Annotated in this window: 16 protein-coding genes; 11 read left to right on the plus strand and 5 right to left on the minus strand. The window is 32.0% G+C overall.

From position 1 onward, the window contains the following. Nucleotides 1-252: 252 nt before the first annotated feature. On the minus strand, nucleotides 253-825 hold the full coding sequence (locus GM3709_RS08045; RefSeq protein WP_231937641.1) for a DDE-type integrase/transposase/recombinase: 573 nt from the start codon (nucleotides 823-825) through the stop codon (nucleotides 253-255). A 248-nt stretch (nucleotides 826-1,073) separates the two neighbouring features. On the opposite strand from GM3709_RS08045, the gene GM3709_RS08050 reads away from it, so the two are divergent. The 3 genes from GM3709_RS08050 to coaBC all read left to right on the plus strand — a co-directional run bounded on the left by GM3709_RS08050 (nucleotide 1,074) and on the right by coaBC (nucleotide 3,306). After that, nucleotides 1,074-1,790: an energy-coupling factor ABC transporter ATP-binding protein gene (locus tag GM3709_RS08050; protein ID WP_066118142.1), complete on the plus strand. Its 717-nt coding sequence runs from the start codon at nucleotides 1,074-1,076 to the stop codon at nucleotides 1,788-1,790. 87 nt (nucleotides 1,791-1,877) lie between these two features. Then, nucleotides 1,878-2,090, plus strand: coding sequence for a DUF2555 domain-containing protein (locus tag GM3709_RS08055; protein ID WP_066118144.1), 213 nt, complete (start codon nucleotides 1,878-1,880; stop codon nucleotides 2,088-2,090). Beyond that, complete coding sequence (gene coaBC, locus GM3709_RS08060; RefSeq protein WP_066118146.1) at nucleotides 2,077-3,306, plus strand: bifunctional phosphopantothenoylcysteine decarboxylase/phosphopantothenate--cysteine ligase CoaBC; 1,230 nt, start codon at nucleotides 2,077-2,079, stop codon at nucleotides 3,304-3,306. The genes GM3709_RS08055 and coaBC overlap by 14 nt, the downstream gene beginning before the upstream one ends. 55 nt (nucleotides 3,307-3,361) lie before the next feature. Here the strand turns inward: coaBC and GM3709_RS08065 are convergent, their stop codons facing one another. Next, the gene (locus tag GM3709_RS08065) at nucleotides 3,362-3,718 is read right to left on the minus strand and encodes a hypothetical protein (protein WP_158506708.1); all 357 of its coding nucleotides are present in this window, start codon (nucleotides 3,716-3,718) and stop codon (nucleotides 3,362-3,364) included. A 133-nt stretch (nucleotides 3,719-3,851) separates the two neighbouring features. Then, a complete protein-coding gene (locus GM3709_RS20440) occupies nucleotides 3,852-4,007 on the minus strand; it encodes a hypothetical protein (protein WP_158506709.1) in 156 nt (51 codons plus the stop codon). A 196-nt stretch (nucleotides 4,008-4,203) separates the two neighbouring features. Between GM3709_RS20440 and moeB the strand changes: the two genes are divergently transcribed. The 4 genes from moeB to GM3709_RS08085 all read left to right on the plus strand — a co-directional run bounded on the left by moeB (nucleotide 4,204) and on the right by GM3709_RS08085 (nucleotide 9,491). After that, on the plus strand, nucleotides 4,204-5,379 hold the full coding sequence (gene moeB / locus GM3709_RS08070; protein WP_066118150.1) for a molybdopterin-synthase adenylyltransferase MoeB: 1,176 nt from the start codon (nucleotides 4,204-4,206) through the stop codon (nucleotides 5,377-5,379). Nucleotides 5,380-5,527: 148 nt separating this feature from the next. Then, nucleotides 5,528-6,226 (plus strand): Uma2 family endonuclease, encoded by a 699-nt coding sequence (locus GM3709_RS08075; protein WP_066118152.1) that lies wholly within the window; start codon nucleotides 5,528-5,530, stop codon nucleotides 6,224-6,226. Nucleotides 6,227-6,604: 378 nt separating this feature from the next. After that, complete coding sequence (locus tag GM3709_RS08080) at nucleotides 6,605-8,944, plus strand: cation-translocating P-type ATPase (protein WP_066118154.1); 2,340 nt, start codon at nucleotides 6,605-6,607, stop codon at nucleotides 8,942-8,944. Nucleotides 8,945-9,041: 97 nt separating this feature from the next. Next, a complete protein-coding gene (locus GM3709_RS08085; protein WP_066118156.1) occupies nucleotides 9,042-9,491 on the plus strand; it encodes an FHA domain-containing protein in 450 nt (149 codons plus the stop codon). Nucleotides 9,492-9,710: 219 nt separating this feature from the next. Here GM3709_RS08085 and murG read toward each other — a convergent pair whose 3' ends face one another. Then, nucleotides 9,711-10,784 carry an undecaprenyldiphospho-muramoylpentapeptide beta-N-acetylglucosaminyltransferase gene (murG, locus tag GM3709_RS08090; protein WP_066118158.1) on the minus strand — a complete coding sequence of 358 codons (1,074 nt, stop codon included), beginning with the start codon at nucleotides 10,782-10,784 and terminating at the stop codon, nucleotides 9,711-9,713. A 285-nt stretch (nucleotides 10,785-11,069) separates the two neighbouring features. Between murG and GM3709_RS08095 the strand changes: the two genes are divergently transcribed. Beyond that, complete coding sequence (locus GM3709_RS08095) at nucleotides 11,070-11,897, plus strand: inositol monophosphatase family protein (RefSeq protein WP_066118160.1); 828 nt, start codon at nucleotides 11,070-11,072, stop codon at nucleotides 11,895-11,897. Nucleotides 11,898-12,042: 145 nt separating this feature from the next. Here the strand turns inward: GM3709_RS08095 and GM3709_RS08100 are convergent, their stop codons facing one another. After that, complete coding sequence (locus tag GM3709_RS08100; RefSeq protein WP_066118162.1) at nucleotides 12,043-13,446, minus strand: DUF2079 domain-containing protein; 1,404 nt, start codon at nucleotides 13,444-13,446, stop codon at nucleotides 12,043-12,045. A 183-nt stretch (nucleotides 13,447-13,629) separates the two neighbouring features. Between GM3709_RS08100 and hisIE the strand changes: the two genes are divergently transcribed. The 3 genes from hisIE (at nucleotide 13,630) to GM3709_RS08115 (ending at nucleotide 16,876) form a co-directional block, all read left to right on the plus strand. Next, nucleotides 13,630-14,280, plus strand: coding sequence for a bifunctional phosphoribosyl-AMP cyclohydrolase/phosphoribosyl-ATP diphosphatase HisIE (hisIE, locus tag GM3709_RS08105; protein WP_066118164.1), 651 nt, complete (start codon nucleotides 13,630-13,632; stop codon nucleotides 14,278-14,280). A gap of 151 nt (nucleotides 14,281-14,431) precedes the next feature. Continuing rightward, the gene (locus GM3709_RS08110; protein WP_066118166.1) at nucleotides 14,432-15,505 is read left to right on the plus strand and encodes a hypothetical protein; all 1,074 of its coding nucleotides are present in this window, start codon (nucleotides 14,432-14,434) and stop codon (nucleotides 15,503-15,505) included. A 204-nt stretch (nucleotides 15,506-15,709) separates the two neighbouring features. Beyond that, on the plus strand, nucleotides 15,710-16,876 hold the full coding sequence (locus GM3709_RS08115) for an FAD-binding oxidoreductase (protein ID WP_066118168.1): 1,167 nt from the start codon (nucleotides 15,710-15,712) through the stop codon (nucleotides 16,874-16,876). The last annotated feature ends 41 nt before the right edge of the window (nucleotides 16,877-16,917 follow it).

Consider the following 16,917-nt stretch of genomic DNA (forward strand, 5'->3'; position numbering starts at 1 on the left):
GAAAGAATAGAATTGATATAGAAAAAAAAGTTTGAAAAGGTAAAATAAATAAACTAATAGATAATAACTTTAGAGAAAAATCTTCAGATTTATAATAAGATTTTAAAAACATTAATTTGAGGTAATACTATTTACTAATATAATATTTTTTTATGGTTTTATGACAATTAACATTACTAACATAATTTTATGTATAAATGATAAATTTTACTGGAATAAAATCTTATAACTCCTATAGAATTTCTACATAATTTAAAAATATGAATTAAAGTTTGCAGAAGAATTATTTTGAAACTGATGATTATTATTTTCTGTATATTTAGCTACTTGATTAAACACAAAAATACCTAAAGATGAAAGTATAACTATGATAAAAAATTTACTCAATAAATTATTATTTTGAATAGAGGCTTTCTCTCTTTTTGATAGAATTTTAGTTGTATTTATTTGAGAATTTTTAGAGATAGTTTTTTCAAAAAAATTTTTCGCTTGTTCTTTACTTCTTCTGCCTGTAATGATAAAATCTAAAGTGTTTCCTTGGGCATCTAAAGCTCGATATAAATATTTTTTACGTCCCTGCATTTTAAAAGGTATTTGTATAACTCTCCATCCTTTTTTACGTCTTCTTTCTGTTTCTTTAAATCTTTTCATCGCTAAAGGAGAATATTCAGTAACGAGATTATTAATCGTACGAGGATCGAGTTTAAAACCTCTTTGTTGCATAACTATTTTCAATTGAGAATAGCTTAATCTTTCTGTAAGATACCACTGAACACATAATAAGATTATTTCCTCTTTAATTTGATCCCAGGGATCATGACCCATGTTTCTCATGTACTATTTACCTCATTAAGCAGGTTTTATCTATAACAATATTAGTTCAATTATACCATAATTATCAATTTTTGGTTTTGTCAAAGATAAATATTATTTTTATTTTTCTGATTAATTATTGTTATAATATTATCGATATTCAAAATTTATTAAACTTAAATATTAACTACTTTTAACTGATAATTAAGTTTATCTAAAAATCCGAAACAACGCAATTATCTTCTTAAAATATAATATTAATGACGGCTATTTTTATTCATAATTTATGTTTTCAATATAATAATTATAAAGTATTTGACAATGTATCTTTAACAGTAAGTACCAATAGTAAAGTTGGTTTAATCGGTGCAAATGGAGCAGGAAAAACTACTTTATTTTTATCAATTTGTGGTGTTTTAAATCCCAATAAAGGAGAAATAAAGTTATTTAATAAAACTATATTTCCAAATAATTTTTATCCCGAAATAGGTTTGGTTTTTCAAAATCCTGATGATCAATTATTTTGTCCAACTGTGAAAGATGATATTATTTTTGGTGCTGAAAATTTAGGTTTATCTTCAGAAGAAATAGATAAAAAATTAATGGAAGTTTTACGATCGACAGGGATTGAACACCTACAAAATAGGATACCTCATGAGTTATCAGGAGGAGAAAAATGTATGGTAGCAATCGCATCGGTTTTAATTATGAATCCTCAAATTATTTTGTATGATGAGCCTAGTGCTAATTTAGATTTAAAAGCAAGACGTAGATTAATTAATTTTCTACAATCTTCTTGTCAAACCATCTTAATATCTTCCCATGATTTAGAGTTAATTTTAGAAGTATGCGATCGAGTAATTGTGATGAATAAAGGTAAAATTGTTGGTGATGGCAACCCTAGAGAAATTATGAGTGATGGTGATTTAATGACAGAAAATAACTTAGAAATTCCTCCTTCTTTAAAGAAAAAGTAAATGATTCTTAACAGTTAGTGGTACAAATCCAGTTACAATGAAGGTAGGGTAAAAATAAGTTTCTCCTGTTGAGAGAGGGGTAAAGCGATGACAAGTTTAACTTTAAAAGAAGAAGACTATTCCAGTATCACGGCGGAAGAAGTGGCGGAAATTGCCGCTAGGCTTGAGCAGGATGACTATGGTACAGCCTTTGAGGGATTGCAAGATTGGCATTTACTGCGTGCCATTGCATTTCATCGTCAAGATTTAGTTGAGCCTTATTTCTATCTCTTGGACATTGAGGCTTATGACGAATCATGATCATCCATTATCACGGAAAAATATTTTGATTTGTGTGGGAGGAGGCATCGCCGCTTATAAAGTATGTGAAGTCATCTCCCAATTATATAAATGGGGAGTAAATTTAGAAATTATTTTGACAGATTCTGCTCAAAAATTTATTACCCCTTTAACCTTATCTACTTTAGCCCGAAAATCTGCCTATACCGATCGAGATTTTTGGCAACCTGTTTATTCTCGTCCGTTACATATTACCCTAGGAGAATGGGCAGATTTAATGGTTATTGCACCCTTAACAGCAAATACTTTAGGTAAATTAGTTTATGGTTTAGCAGATAATTTGCTGACTAACACGATTTTGGCTTCTACTTGTCCAATTATAGTCGCCCCGGCTATGAATACACAAATGTGGTTACAAAAATCCGTACAAGATAATTGGCAAAAGTTACATCGAGATTCCCGTTATCATCTATTACATACTAATACGGGGTTACTAGCGTGTGATCAAGTTGGGAAAGGAAGAATGGCAGAAGCAAAAGAAATTTTAATCTCGATCGAGTCTATTATTAGTAGTCAAGGAAAACGAGATTTAGTCGGAAAAAATATTTTAATCAGTGGAGGCAATACAAGAGAATACATTGATCCTGTTAGATTTATTGGTAATCCAGCGACAGGAAAAATGGGAATAGCTTTAGCCAACGCCTGTTATTATCGTGGGGGAAAAGTAACTTTAGTGGCAGGAAACATCAACTCTCAATTATTACAACAATTACCGCCAATTCAGATTATATCAGTCACCACCGCCGAAGAAATGGAATCAGCAATGATGAGTAATTTTTCTCAAGCGGATATAACTTATATGGCTGCAGCCGTTGCCGATGTTAAACCTTGTAATTATTCTTCTCAGAAATTGAGTAAGCAATCCTTACCCTCAAACCTTAAATTAGAGCAAGTTAACGATATTGTAGCAAAATTAGGGGAAATTAAACAACCAACCCAAAAATTAATCGGATTTGCCGCTCAAACAGGAGATATTCTCACCCCCGCCAAAGAAAAATTACAACGCAAAAAGTTAGATGCGATCGTAGCGAATCCCATAGACAAAGATAATGCAGGATTTGCCACAGATACTAATGAAGCAATACTAATCGATCGTCAAGAACAACAAACTATTATTGAAACTACCACAAAATTAACCCTAGCTCATCACATTATTAATAAAACTCTGGAGAATTGAGAATTGTCAACTGTCCATTCCCTATACTTTTTCAGCAAACTCTAAGTACTTATAACTATGGACAACTTAGCGGTAAATCACTATTTTCTCGTTGTTTAAGAGTCACATCCCAACCATCTCGATTCCACCATAAACGACGAGAGGGAGATTCCGCCCAAAAATCAAGGATTTCCAATTGCCCTTTTTGAAAAATTAATTGAGGAAATTCAGGATAATCTACATCTTTTTTTTCATCGTAGATTTGATTGAAAAAATTGAGACAGACTTTCAAACCATCTTTAACTGTTAAAATTTCCGTTGTTTCTCCTTTCAACTTCCCATCATCATAACTCAAAAAACCCTGATAAGATTTACCTTGAAGTGAACCTTCTGTTATCTTGATCGTAAAATCATAGATAATAGGTTTAGCCACAACAAAATTTATCGGGATCAAAGAAAAACCCAAACTAATAATACTCAGCAAATTAATTTTATTTCTCATTATTAAACAATTTAGACAATATAGTTTTTAAGAAGATGGGCAATAGGAAAAACAATAGATAATCTTAAATATTCTCAAAGTAATTTTCATCGAATTTACTTACAAATAGATTATTTTCATCTAATTCCTCATTTTGATTATCAATATCAGAGGCAATCATGCTAAAGGTGACTTTATTTTTAAAAGATAGAAAGTTACCAACTTGAAACTCAATTAGCATGAATGGGATTTAACCTCTCTGAAATTATTTTCTATTTAGATATTAGGGCATTATGAAGGGTAATTGCAATTCTACAGTAAAATCTACATCATTAACTTAATCGATCGAGCTGATAAATTCTCATAGCTATATTTGTTAAAATAATTACTTGCAGAATAAAAACAGAAGTTAATTTCTGGTAAATTATCAAGATAAAATGCTCAATCCTAATTTAGAAGCTATAGAACTTAATAAAGAAGAGTACGAGCGCTATGCTAGACATATAATTTTGCCCGAAGTAGGTTTGGAAGGGCAAAAGCGTATTAAATCAGCTAGTGTACTCTGTGTTGGTACAGGTGGACTGGGTTCGCCTTTAATTCTTTATCTCGCCGCCTCTGGTATCGGTAGAATTGGTATCGTTGATTTTGATGTAGTTGACGCTTCCAACTTACAAAGACAAATTATTCACGGTACTTCATGGATAGGTAAACCCAAAATTGAGTCAGCTAAACACCGTATTTTAGAAATAAACCCTGCTTGTCAAGTGGATTTATATGAGACTCGTTTAAGTGCAGAAAATGCTTTATCTATTCTTGAGCCTTACGATATAATCATTGACGGTACAGATAATTTCCCTACTCGTTACCTAGTTAATGATGCTTGTGTATTATTAAACAAACCTAACGTTTACGGTTCAATCTTCCGTTTTGAAGGACAAGCAACAGTATTTAACTATGAAGGTGGCCCGAATTATCGAGACTTATATCCCGAACCACCACCACCCGGCATGGTACCATCTTGTGCAGAAGGGGGCGTCTTAGGGGTACTACCCGGCATAATTGGCACAATCCAAGCCACTGAAGCTATTAAGATTATTCTAGGGGCAAAAAATACTCTTAACGGGCGTTTATTGTTATTCAATGCTTGGGAAATGAAATTTAGAGAGTTGAAATTACGTCCTAATCCCGTGCGCCCTGTTATCGAGAAATTGATTGATTATGAGCAGTTTTGCGGTATTCCTCAAGCAAAAGCAGAAGAAGAAAAAAGTGCGACACAATTACAGGAAATGACGGTAACAGAATTAAAGGCTTTACTTGATAGTGATGCTAATGATTATGTACTAATTGATGTTCGTAATCCTAATGAGTATCAAATTGCTAAAATTCCTAATGCGGTTTTAATTCCCTTACCTGATATTGAAGACGGTGACGGAGTTGCCAAAGTTAAAGAGTTAGTAAAAGGGAAAAGTCGATTGATTGCTCATTGTAAGCTAGGTGGCCGTTCAGCTAAAGCCTTACAGATTCTCAAACAAGCAGGAATTGAAGGTATTAACATTAAAGGTGGCATCACAGCTTGGAGTAAAGAAGTTGATTCTTCTGTACCTGAATATTAATTAACAATTAACAATTAACAATTAACGTTTTTGTCTATCTCCACATCACCTAATTATTTTTCAAATTCTTTCCATCATTGTAAAATCTTAGTTCGATCGAGGAGTAGATTATGTTAAAACTGATTATACAGAGTATTTGCTTAAAATCATGATCGCTTTAACTGAAAACATTTTCATTCCTACTCAAGATGATTTACCTTCTGATGATGACGACAAAATGGAAACTTCACGCCATAAATATCAAATGGATTTACTCCTAGAAACTATTTACCCTTGGTTAGAAAAACGTCAGGATGGGTATGCGGGTGGAAATATGTTTGTCTATTTTAGTGTGAACCAAGTCAAAAACCATGATTATAAAGGCCCTGATTTTTTTTGTGCTTTAGATGTACCTCAAAAAGAAAGAAAAAGTTGGGTAGTATGGGAAGAAGGAAAAGCGCCTGATGTGGTTATTGAACTATTATCGGAAAGTACTGCTAATTATGACAAAAACGAGAAAAAATTAATTTATCAAAATCGGTTACGAGTCCTAGAATATTTTTGGTACGATCCTTTTAATCCTGATGATTGGGCTGGTTTTAGTTTGGAAAAAGGTGGGTATCAACCCTTAAAATTAGATGATCGGAATCGATATATTAGTGAACAATTACAATTAGCTTTAGTGCGTTGGCAAGGAGTTTATCGAGGAATTGATGCGGTTTGGTTGCGTTGGCAAACTTTAGATGGGAAATTATTACCTACAGATAAAGAGGTAAGTGAATTAGAAAAACAACGGGCTGATGAGGCACAATTAGAGATTGCTCGATTAAAAGAGTTATTGCGAAATTCTGGTGTTGAAATTTTGTAGATGAGCAAACAACAGTTAAGATAATTTTGCTTATTTCTTTACCCATTGAGAATGAATGGACTTTCGGACTTTTGAATAAGTTTAGATAAGTTTGTTTTAGCCATAAAATAAAAGTTGCATATTTTTAAATTACTAAAAAACTAAAACTCTTCTACAGCAGTTATGATCAATTAGCACTCAGCTATCAGTTATACTCGCCAAGGTTATCATTTGAGTATTTCAAAAACTTCTATTGCCTTTTGCTTAACCTCAACAGTATTTTTTATTCCCTTACTGAGTGTAAATATGATTTGATTTATTTTAAAAATATAATTGTTATAAAACCCTCAGTTTTAAATTAACCTAATATCTATTACCTAAAACCTAACATCTTTTCTAATGGTTTCTCTACTTAATCCTCCAGAATCAAAAATTACTGATACAATCACGATCGATGTTAATGGAATGAAATGTGCAGGATGCGTTAAAGCTGTAGAAAGGCAAATCATCCAACACAAAGGCATTATCTCCGCTAATGTCAATCTAATAACCTCTGTTGCTTTAATTGAGTATGAAAGTTCGATCGTACAACCAGAAACCTTAGCAAAAAAATTGACGGCTGTAGGATTTCCTTCTCAAGTGAGAGTTATCGATGACGATTTTGAGAATCATCAAGAGAAAATACAAGAAAAAAGAAGATTAGAACGCAAAACTCAGGAATATCAGTTAATTAGTGCCATTTTTTTACTAATTTTTTCTTCTATTGGACATTTGCACCATTTAGGTATTCATTCCTTACATTGGTTAACAAATATCTGGTTTCATTGGGGTTTAGCTACGGCTAGTTTATTGATTCCGGGTAGAGAAATTTTGCTCAACGGATGGCAGGGTTTATGGCAAAGAAAACCGAATATGAATAGTTTAGTCGGGTTGGGTACTACCTGTGCCTATCTAGCTAGTTGTGTGGCATTGATTTATCCTTCCTTGGGATGGGAATGTTTTTTTGATGAACCAGTGATGTTATTAGGGTTTATTTTTTTAGGTAGGGTGTTAGAATCAAGAGCTAGAAGTCGTGCGATCGAGTCTTTAGAAGATTTATTAAGTATTCGCCCTCAATTTGCTCGTTTAATCGGTAAAATTAACTCAAATCAAGATCAAGGATTAGAAATTCCTGCGGTACAAGTTAAACCTCAAGAATGGGTTAGAGTTTTATCAGGAGAGCAGTTTCCCGTAGATGGTATTATTATCGAAGGAGAAACCACCGTAGATGAATCTTTATTGACAGGAGAATCCTTACCCGTATTTAAGAAAAAAGGAGATAAAGTTTCGGCAGGTACGATCAATCATTCAGGTATGATTATCTTAGAAGCAGTAAAAACAGGCAAAAATACTGTTTTGAGTCAAATTATCAACACCGTAGAAAATGCTCAAACTCGCAAAGCACCTGTACAAAAATTGGCGGACACCGTATCAGGTTATTTTACTTATACCATTATCTCGATCGCCTTGTTAGTTTTTTGTTTTTGGTACTTTTGGGGGACACAAATTTGGTCAAATCTTCTCCTCGAATTACACACCAGTAGGATGATTTTGAGTCTCAAATTAGCCATTGATGTCTTAGTTATAGCTTGTCCTTGTGCATTAGGTTTAGCTACTCCCACAGCGATTTTAGTCGGCACTACTACTGGGGCAGAAAATGGGTTATTAATTAAAGGAGGAGATGTGCTAGAACAAGTTAAGAATTTAAGTACGATCGTATTTGACAAAACAGGCACATTAACTCAAGGATACCCTGAAATCATTGAAATTATACCTTTTTGCTCTCTCTCAGAAACAGAAATTTTACAGATAGCGGCTAGTTTAGAAATCGTTACTAATCATCCCCTCGCCAAAGCTATCGTCAATAAATCTCAACAATTAACCCTTGATACTCTCCCCATGGAATCTCTCACTAACTGTGCAGGTAGAGGAGTTAAAGGCAAAATCGGAGAAGATTGGTTTTATCTTGGTAATCGATCGTGGTTAGATGATCATAACATCAAAATTGACCCTACAATAATCTTTCAAAATGAGCAACGGGCAGTAGAAGGCAAAATCGTTGTCTATCTAGCAAAAAATAGCGTTTTAATGGGCTTAATGACTTTTTCGGATAAAACTAGACCTGATGCACAAAGTACGGTTAAAACCTTGGAAAATATGGGCTTAGACGTAATCATGATGAGTGGAGATCAACCTTTGACAGCTCAATATATTGCTCAAAAATTAGGTATAAAAACTTATTACGGTGGCTTAACTCCCTCCGATAAAAGCGACTTAATCACTAAAATTCAACAACAGTCAGAAAATATAGTGGCAATGGTGGGAGATGGTGTGAATGATGCACCAGCCATGATGACTGCTCAATTTGCGATCGCCATGAATCAAGGTTCAGAAGTAGCCATAAAAACTGCAGGAATCGTCTTGACTAGGGGAAAATTAAAAGATGTGGTAACGGCTATTAATTTAAGTAAACTTACCCTGAGAAAAATTCAACAGAACTTATTTTGGGCATTAAGTTATAATCTCATTGCTATACCCATTGCGGGAGGAAGTTTATTAAGGTATCATCACATTTTATTGAATCCTGCTAGTGCTGGAGCGTTAATGGCGGTAAGTTCAATTATTGTAGTAACAAACTCCTTGCTTCTAAAATATCAATTTCGTCAAATGGAGAATTCAAAATTAACTCATAATACCTAATTGTTAATTGTCTTTGCTTTTTGGGATAAACTAAAAGAAGATACCGAAACTTTACAAAAACTTTGTAATTATTGCAATAACTACTTAAGTGTCAATAATGACTCCAATTCCAGCCCAACCTCATAAAGCTCATATACTAATAGTCGAAGATGATAAAGGGAGACGAGAAATTCTTCTTAGAAAAAGTAAATATTCTTTAGGAAGATCACAACAGTCTGACATTCGTATTCATTCTCCTTTTGTTTCTCGTCATCATGCGACAATGGTTAGACAATTTGATGAACAAGGCTATACTTATTATGATATTTTAGATGGTGATGGTCATAATAATGTCAGTGCTAACGGTATTTTAGTGAATGGTAGAAAAGTTAATAATCAGCAATTGAAAAATGGAGATAAAGTTGTTTTTGGCCCTCAAGTTTTTGTAATATATCAACATTGTCAAAGAGATATTTTTCCTTCTTTACCCCCTGATGATCCTTTTGATATTACTTTAATTGATCCTGCTATGATGATTGCAGATTGGGAAGAAGAAATAACAAGTTAGTAATTAGACAAACTTGAAAAAGTTTTTTCTTAGGGGGGAAGTATTAGTTCAACAATAAACAATGTAAAATTGATAGTTACCTCTGGCTAAAAGGGGGATACTTTAAATCTTGAATGGATAAATAGTCAATTATTAATTATCAATATTAATACAAATAGTTGAATTATCTTTGCCTCTTTGCGAGAGAAAAAGTCAAGTTTTGCATATATTAATTTAGGCTTATTTTTTTTCTTTAGTTAAGAATTTTTCAATAATTTCTGCCAAAATTTTAGCACTATCTATTAAAGCTAAATTACTAGCTTTTTCTCCCATATCTGCTAATTTATCAGAATTATTTAACAAATCCAACACCGTTTTACTAAGTAAATCTGAGGTTAATTGATCTTGTCTGAATAGTAATGAAGCTCCACTATTAACAAATTCTTGTCCGTTGTAAAATTGATGATCTTCAGCGGCAAAAGGATAAGGTATTAGTATAGAAGGAGTTTTGGTAATAGCTAATTCGGTTAATGTACCGGCACCCGATCGACTTATAGCTATATTCGCCCGTTGTAGTAATCCTGCCATGTTATCATAAAAAGGCATCTCCAAGTATCGATCGTGATGCAAAGTGTCAATTTCATTGTCTTGTGTTCCCGTTAAATGAACTATATAAGCTCCAATTTCTAGTAAATAGGGCGCTGATAGTCTCACTAATTTATTAAGTCCTATAGCCCCTTGTGAACCGCCTACAGCAACAATTAAAGGCACATCATCAGGGATATTCAAGTCTAAGGGTTGTGGTGATAAAAACTCTTCTCTGATGGGGGTACTTATCCATCGAGTTTTTGCTTTTGGTAAATATTTACTTGTACCATTAAAACCAATGCCCACCAGATTACACCAACTACCAAATAATTTTGTTACTTTTCCGGGTATATAGTTAGATTCGTGTAAAATGACGGGAATTTTCGCTAATTTTGCCCCAATAATAGCAGGAGCGGCGATATAACCTCCTGTCGTAAATACTATGTCTATTTTTCTTGATTTTATTAATTTATAAGTTTTGACGATCGCCTTGAGCATCTTTAGCATTACAAGAATAGTCTTAATGCCGAATTTAGTTTGAAAACCATCAATATCAACGGTAAAAAGAGGATAAGATTTAGGTACGAAGGAAGTTTCGAGACGATGAGGTACTCCCAACCATGAAATATTATAACTAGGTAATTGTTGAGCAACAGCTAAAGCGGGGAATAAATGTCCCCCAGTGCCACTAGCGGCGATTAATAAGTTAGGATTGTTAACAGACACAGTATATTAATGAAAACAGGTTACGGAAAGTCAATTATACCAGTAGTCAGGAGATGAAGATAGAGACGTTTTGAGAAAACTGTCTATCACAAAATTGAGGATTTGAAGAATATTATTTTTCAGGAATAATTTATGATTACTGTACAAACATTAAATTTATTTATATATTGGGTGAGAAATACTGATAGTTGATAGCTAATAGCTCACTGCTATACTTTGAAAGAGTAGATTTTAAGCTGATAACTAAAGGCTTCATTCGTCAATCTAACCAACGGGGAAAAAAAGATGATTTATTTTTGGCAGGAAGTATATAATTTTTGTCGGCAAATAACCCACCGTATCGGAGAAAAGTTATTAGAAGATTTTGCCCAACTAGAGGCAACTCGTAAAGCGGATGGTAGTTTGGTGACGGAGGCAGATAAATGGGCGGATTCTGAATTGAGAAAGGCAATCAAGCAATGTTTTCCCACTCACGGAGTGTTGACAGAAGAAACTGAGCATATTTTACCTTCGACAGAATGGTGTTGGGTGATTGATCCCATTGACGGTACAACTAATTTTACCAGAGGTATTCCTATTTGGGGTATCTCGATCGGATTACTTTTTCAAGGAATACCAGTGTTTGGATTTGTTCATTTTCCACAAATTCAGCAGACATATCACGGTTATTATTACGGAAATACGGGCTTAACTGGGCCTAAAGGTGCTTTTCTCAACAATACTCTTATTTATACTAGTCATGATGCACCTAGTTTTAATCACGTTTTTATGTTATGCAATAGAAGTTTGGATATACTAAGAAATCATTTTCCTTGCAAAATTAGGATAACCGGAGTAACAAGCTATGATTTAATTTCAGTAGCTTATGGTGCTACATTAGGTGCGATCGAAGCTAGTCCAAAAATTTGGGATATTGCTGGAGCTTATCCTATCTTAAGGGCAGCAGGGGGAAATTTAGTTCATTTAGAGCAGGAAGTCGCTTTTCCTTTAACAATAGGATTGAATTATGGTGAGATAAGTTTTCCCTGTTTAGCGGTGGCACAAGAAAATCTCATCCCTATATTTAAGCCTTTAGTTGATGCTATTCGACAAAAAAAGTCTTTAGTTTTTTAACTAACTGATATTATCTAAAAAAACTCAAGTTTGAGATTAACTACCATAAAAATATCCATTAGAAAAGTGGAGATATAGAGAAGAATATTAAGGATTTCCCTATGAAAATTTATTTTATTTTTAATTCTCCATCAAATCTAATAATTTATAAATGATTTTTTTGAGTAAATAGAAATATTTTATCTTTTTCAAAGACTAAGTTAAAGTTATTTTTACTTTTTAGAAAGTCTATTAGTTTTTGCATTTCTTCTTTAGAACTATACCCTGTTGGGTTATCTAAATTTAATAAAATATAATCATATTCGTCGATTTTATCATAATTAATATTATCGATCGCCAATCCCACTACTTCACGATGAGTTAAATGGGGTGCATATTGAGGAGCAGTTAATACCGATCCATTTTTGTTTATTATACTAATAGCTTCATTACTTGATCGCCATGTATGTAAATTTTTTAGATATAAAGCATTAGGAAAAAAGTATAAATATTTAGCTAAAGCAAGAAAAGCAATTAAAGACCAAATTCTTATTTTAAGATTAGAATTAAACCATGTTTGATGATTGGATAAACTAGCAATTACTGTTAGAATTAAAAAAGGAATGATGGGCAAAGAATACTGATGAATTAAATCTTTTTGTGGTTGATAATCTGTCAATAAATTAAGAAATAAAGTAGGAATTGCTGGAATTAAAGTAGTTAATTCTTGCCTTGATAACACAGGAGTAACCGGAATAAATAATAAGAATAAATATTCAAGATTTGTCTCGGTGAATAGATAAGATAAAATAATGTGAGGTTTTAAAATTAAATTCAGTGCAATTTCCTTAACAGAATCTCCTAAAAAACTATATCGACTAACAGCTGCCACTTCTTCACCACTAAAAGTAGGAATAATTAATTGAGTAGCTATGATAAACCAAAAAATACCACTAAAAAGAGCAATAATTCCATAAGTTTTTTGACGATAAAAAAAGATTAACCATATACCCATCATGGTTATATTTAATGCCAAAACAGCTTTACATCCTAAAATTAAAATAATTGAGATAACAAACCAAATAATTTTATTTAATCTTACAGCTAAAATAGCGGTAAAAAATAAGGGAATAGCGATTACTTCTGGATGAAAATCAAATAAATTAACGTTAAAAATTAAAGGATATAATATGTAAATTAAACAAACAGTTTTTGCCTTAGCATCTTTTAATTCCATTAATTTTCCTAAATGCCAAATGGGTAATATTGCGATTGATAAAGCAAAAGCCTGTACAATAAATAACCAATAAATAGTAGGAAAAATTAAGTATAAAGGAGCAATAAGATATAAAATCCATGCGGCATGATCTCCTAAAATATGTAATTGTCGAAAACTAATATAAGGATTCTTTTCTTGAGAAATAAGATAAATTCCGTTATCAAAAATTCCTAAGTCAAACCCATGAGAATTAAACAAAATGTGACGGATACTACTAGATAAAAATAAAAGAAAAAAACTAAAAATAATATAATACTTGACTTTATCAAATTGAATAGAAGATGTCTGCATACTGACGGTATTTTGTTAAAAACATTTAATTATTATTACTCAATAAATCCTCAATATGATAGCAGTAGAGAAAAGAAGTTCAGAGATTGTTTATCAAAATATTCTAAGAAGAACTTTTGTCACCCAATCCTGATAAAATGGTGATGTGATAAATTTTAGTCAATTATAAACCCTAATTTTACAATGTCTATTAATCCTTCCATTCCTCTTACTCAATCAATTCCCATTGATAAAATTAAATACAATGAGCAAGGATTAGTACCAGCTATCACTCAAGACTACCTTGATGGTACAGTTTTAATGATGGCGTGGATGAATGAAGAATCTCTCCAAAAAACTTTAGAGACTGGCGAAGGATGGTATTGGAGTCGCTCTCGTGACGAATTATGGCATAAAGGGGCAACTTCTGGACATATTCAAAAAGTAAAAACTATTCGTTATGACTGTGATAGTGATGCTCTTTTATTGAGTATAGAGCAAATAGGTGATGTAGCTTGTCACACTGGAGAAAGAAGCTGTTTTCATCAAATTGATCATTCTAAATCTGCACCACCAGCAGATACCTTATCAGAATTATACAAGTTAATTTGCGATCGAAAAGAACATCCTGTAGAAAGTTCTTATACCTGTAAATTATACGAAGGGGGAGATAATAAAATTTTAAAAAAAATAGGAGAAGAAGCGGCGGAAGTAGTAATGGCTTGTAAAGATGATAATCCAGAAGAAATAGCCGGAGAAGTCGCTGACTTGTTTTATCATACCTTAGTTGCCCTAGCCTATCATCAAGTTAATCTCCGAGACGTTTATAAAAAGCTCCAAGAAAGAAGACGTTAATAATGGATAATTAACAAAGAAAAATCACTAATGTCTTATTTCTCATTTTTTATAAAGTTTTATTGCATAATTAGTTTAAGAAATGTGATTTATAATACCATATCCTAAATATATAAAATATCATTATATTTTTCAGAGGTATTTAGATAACATGGCTAGAAGAAAAACCGGAACAACTACAGGTTTAATGACTCCCAAATCAAAAGTTAATGTGTCTCTCACAGAAAAAGCACTAGAAACTTTAGAAACAATGACGAAAGAAACTGGTTTAACTAAATCAGCATTATTTGAGAGTATTTTAACGGGTAATATTTCCGTTTCTAGTCAACATTTAAAGTTAGTAGATAATACTCCAGAAAAAACAGGTGAAGTTAAGAAAATTGAGGAAGATAAGGATACTGCTAATAATATTATTAGTCAACAATTAGAGCAACATAAACAACAGATAAAAAATTTAGAACAAGAAGTTATTAAACAGAATAATTTAGTTTCAGAAAAAAATCAATTAAATGAATCTTTAGAATCAGCTTTACAGGAAAAAGAATCACACATTAAAACTTTAGAGTCAGAATTAGAAAATAAGAAAAAAGAAGATAAAAATATCATTAATAAACTATCAGGTAATGAGCAAAAATTGATAGAAAAAGAAACAGAATTAGCTACTATTAAAACACAGTTAGAACAACTAAATAATAATTTAAAAATTAAAGAAGATGAATTAAAGAAATTATCGGAGGTTGAAGAATCATTAAGCATAAAGACGAAAGTTATTGAAGAATTAACTCAAAAAATAAGTTATTTTGAGCAAGAAATTGACAAATCTACTAACAGTGATAAATCATTACAAGATGAGTTAACAAAATTTGAAAAACAAATCCAAGAAGCTCAAGATAAGTATAATGATTTACGATCTGAATTAAATGATAAAAATAATTTTATTAATTCTTTAAATCAGAAATTATCTCAACAGGAAAGTATTATTAATCAACTTAATCAACAAATTAAAAACCAAAAAGAAGTAATCCAACAGTGGGAAACTGAAGGTAATAACTTAAGATTAAATTATGAGCAGAATCAACGTTTATTAGAAGCTAATTTGAAGACTATTAATGAACAACAAAAACTAACAATTCATTATTTAGAATCGAGAGTTGCTCAATTAGAAACAGTTTCTACTATCGGTGAACAAGCTTTAAATAAATGGCGATCGAAATTATATAATTAATTAAAGAAATTATTTTGACTAACCTACCCTTATGTGTATGAAGGGAGGTTTTTAATTATAGTCATTAAAAATAAGAATGAAACAGTTTAATAATATTAAAAATTTTCAAAAATCTTGATTGGTGCACAATGGCCACCTTACATAATTTCTCTAACTGTCTCAGTGTTATTTTAACTAACTATATTTATTTTTCAAACTAATTATATGACTCAAATTAGATCCTTATATGATGTTATTGTTATTGGTGGTGGCTTGACAGGTTCGGCATTAAGTTACGAATTAGCTAAACAAAATTTTCAAGTTTTATTATTAGAAAAAGATCAAATTTTTAATAACGCTACAGTCTATAGTTATGGTGGTATTTCTTATTGGTGTGGCAGTGATAAATTAACTAATCAATTATGTGATGAAGGTATTAATATTCACCGTCAATTGAGTGCAGAATTAGAAGCAAATACAGAATTTAGAGAAATAGATTTATTATTTACGATCGAACCTAATCAAAATCCTACCGAAACTTTCAATAATTATCAATCTTTTTTTGTTAAACCACAATTATTAGATGTTAGCACAACTGTTGAATTAGAACCTTTAATTAATCCAAATGGGATAGTCGGTTCATTACGATTTCCTCAAGGTCATGTTAATCCAGAAAAAACTATATTAGCATATCAAAAAGCCTTTGTAAAACTAGGAGGAAAAATTGAAAAAGAATTAGTGATTTCTGTTGAAAAAAAAGATGATACAATTCAAGGAGTAAAAACTAAAAATAATCATTATTTGAGTAATCAAGTAATCCTTTGTGCCGGAGGATTTTCTCGTAAAATTCTACAAGATTTGAAAGTCAATTTACCCATTTATTTTAGCCATGCGCAATTAATTAAAACTCCTCCCTCAGACATCAAATTAAGTACGTTAGTAATGCCGGCTACAACGAAACGCCTTGACACTGAAAAACAATTAACCTCCTCCTATATGGAGACGATATGGCAAAGCCCAAATGATATATTACAAGGAGATGTGCTGGAAGCTGGAGCAGTGCAATTTTTAGATGGTAGTTTTTGTTTAGGTCAAATCAGTCAAATTATCACAAATATCGATGCTAAAATTGATGCTATAGCTAGTGAAATGAAGATTAGAAAATCGATCGAGAAGATTTTACCTGCACTATCACAACTACAAGGACAATGGCATAACTGTCAAGTTGCCTTTACTCAAGGAATGCCTTTTAAAGTGGGAAAAATAGAGGAAATCGAAGGATTATCATTGTTTTCGGGGTTTACCAGTCCATTTGTTTTTGTCCCTCCTTTAGCTCGACATTTTGCTAATTACTTAGCTTATAATAATAATGGTTTAGAATTTAGAATTTAAAATAATTTTGTTGGATTTCATTACTTCAATCCAACCTACAA

This window comes from Geminocystis sp. NIES-3709 (assembly GCF_001548115.1).
Lineage (GTDB): Bacteria > Cyanobacteriota > Cyanobacteriia > Cyanobacteriales > Cyanobacteriaceae > Geminocystis.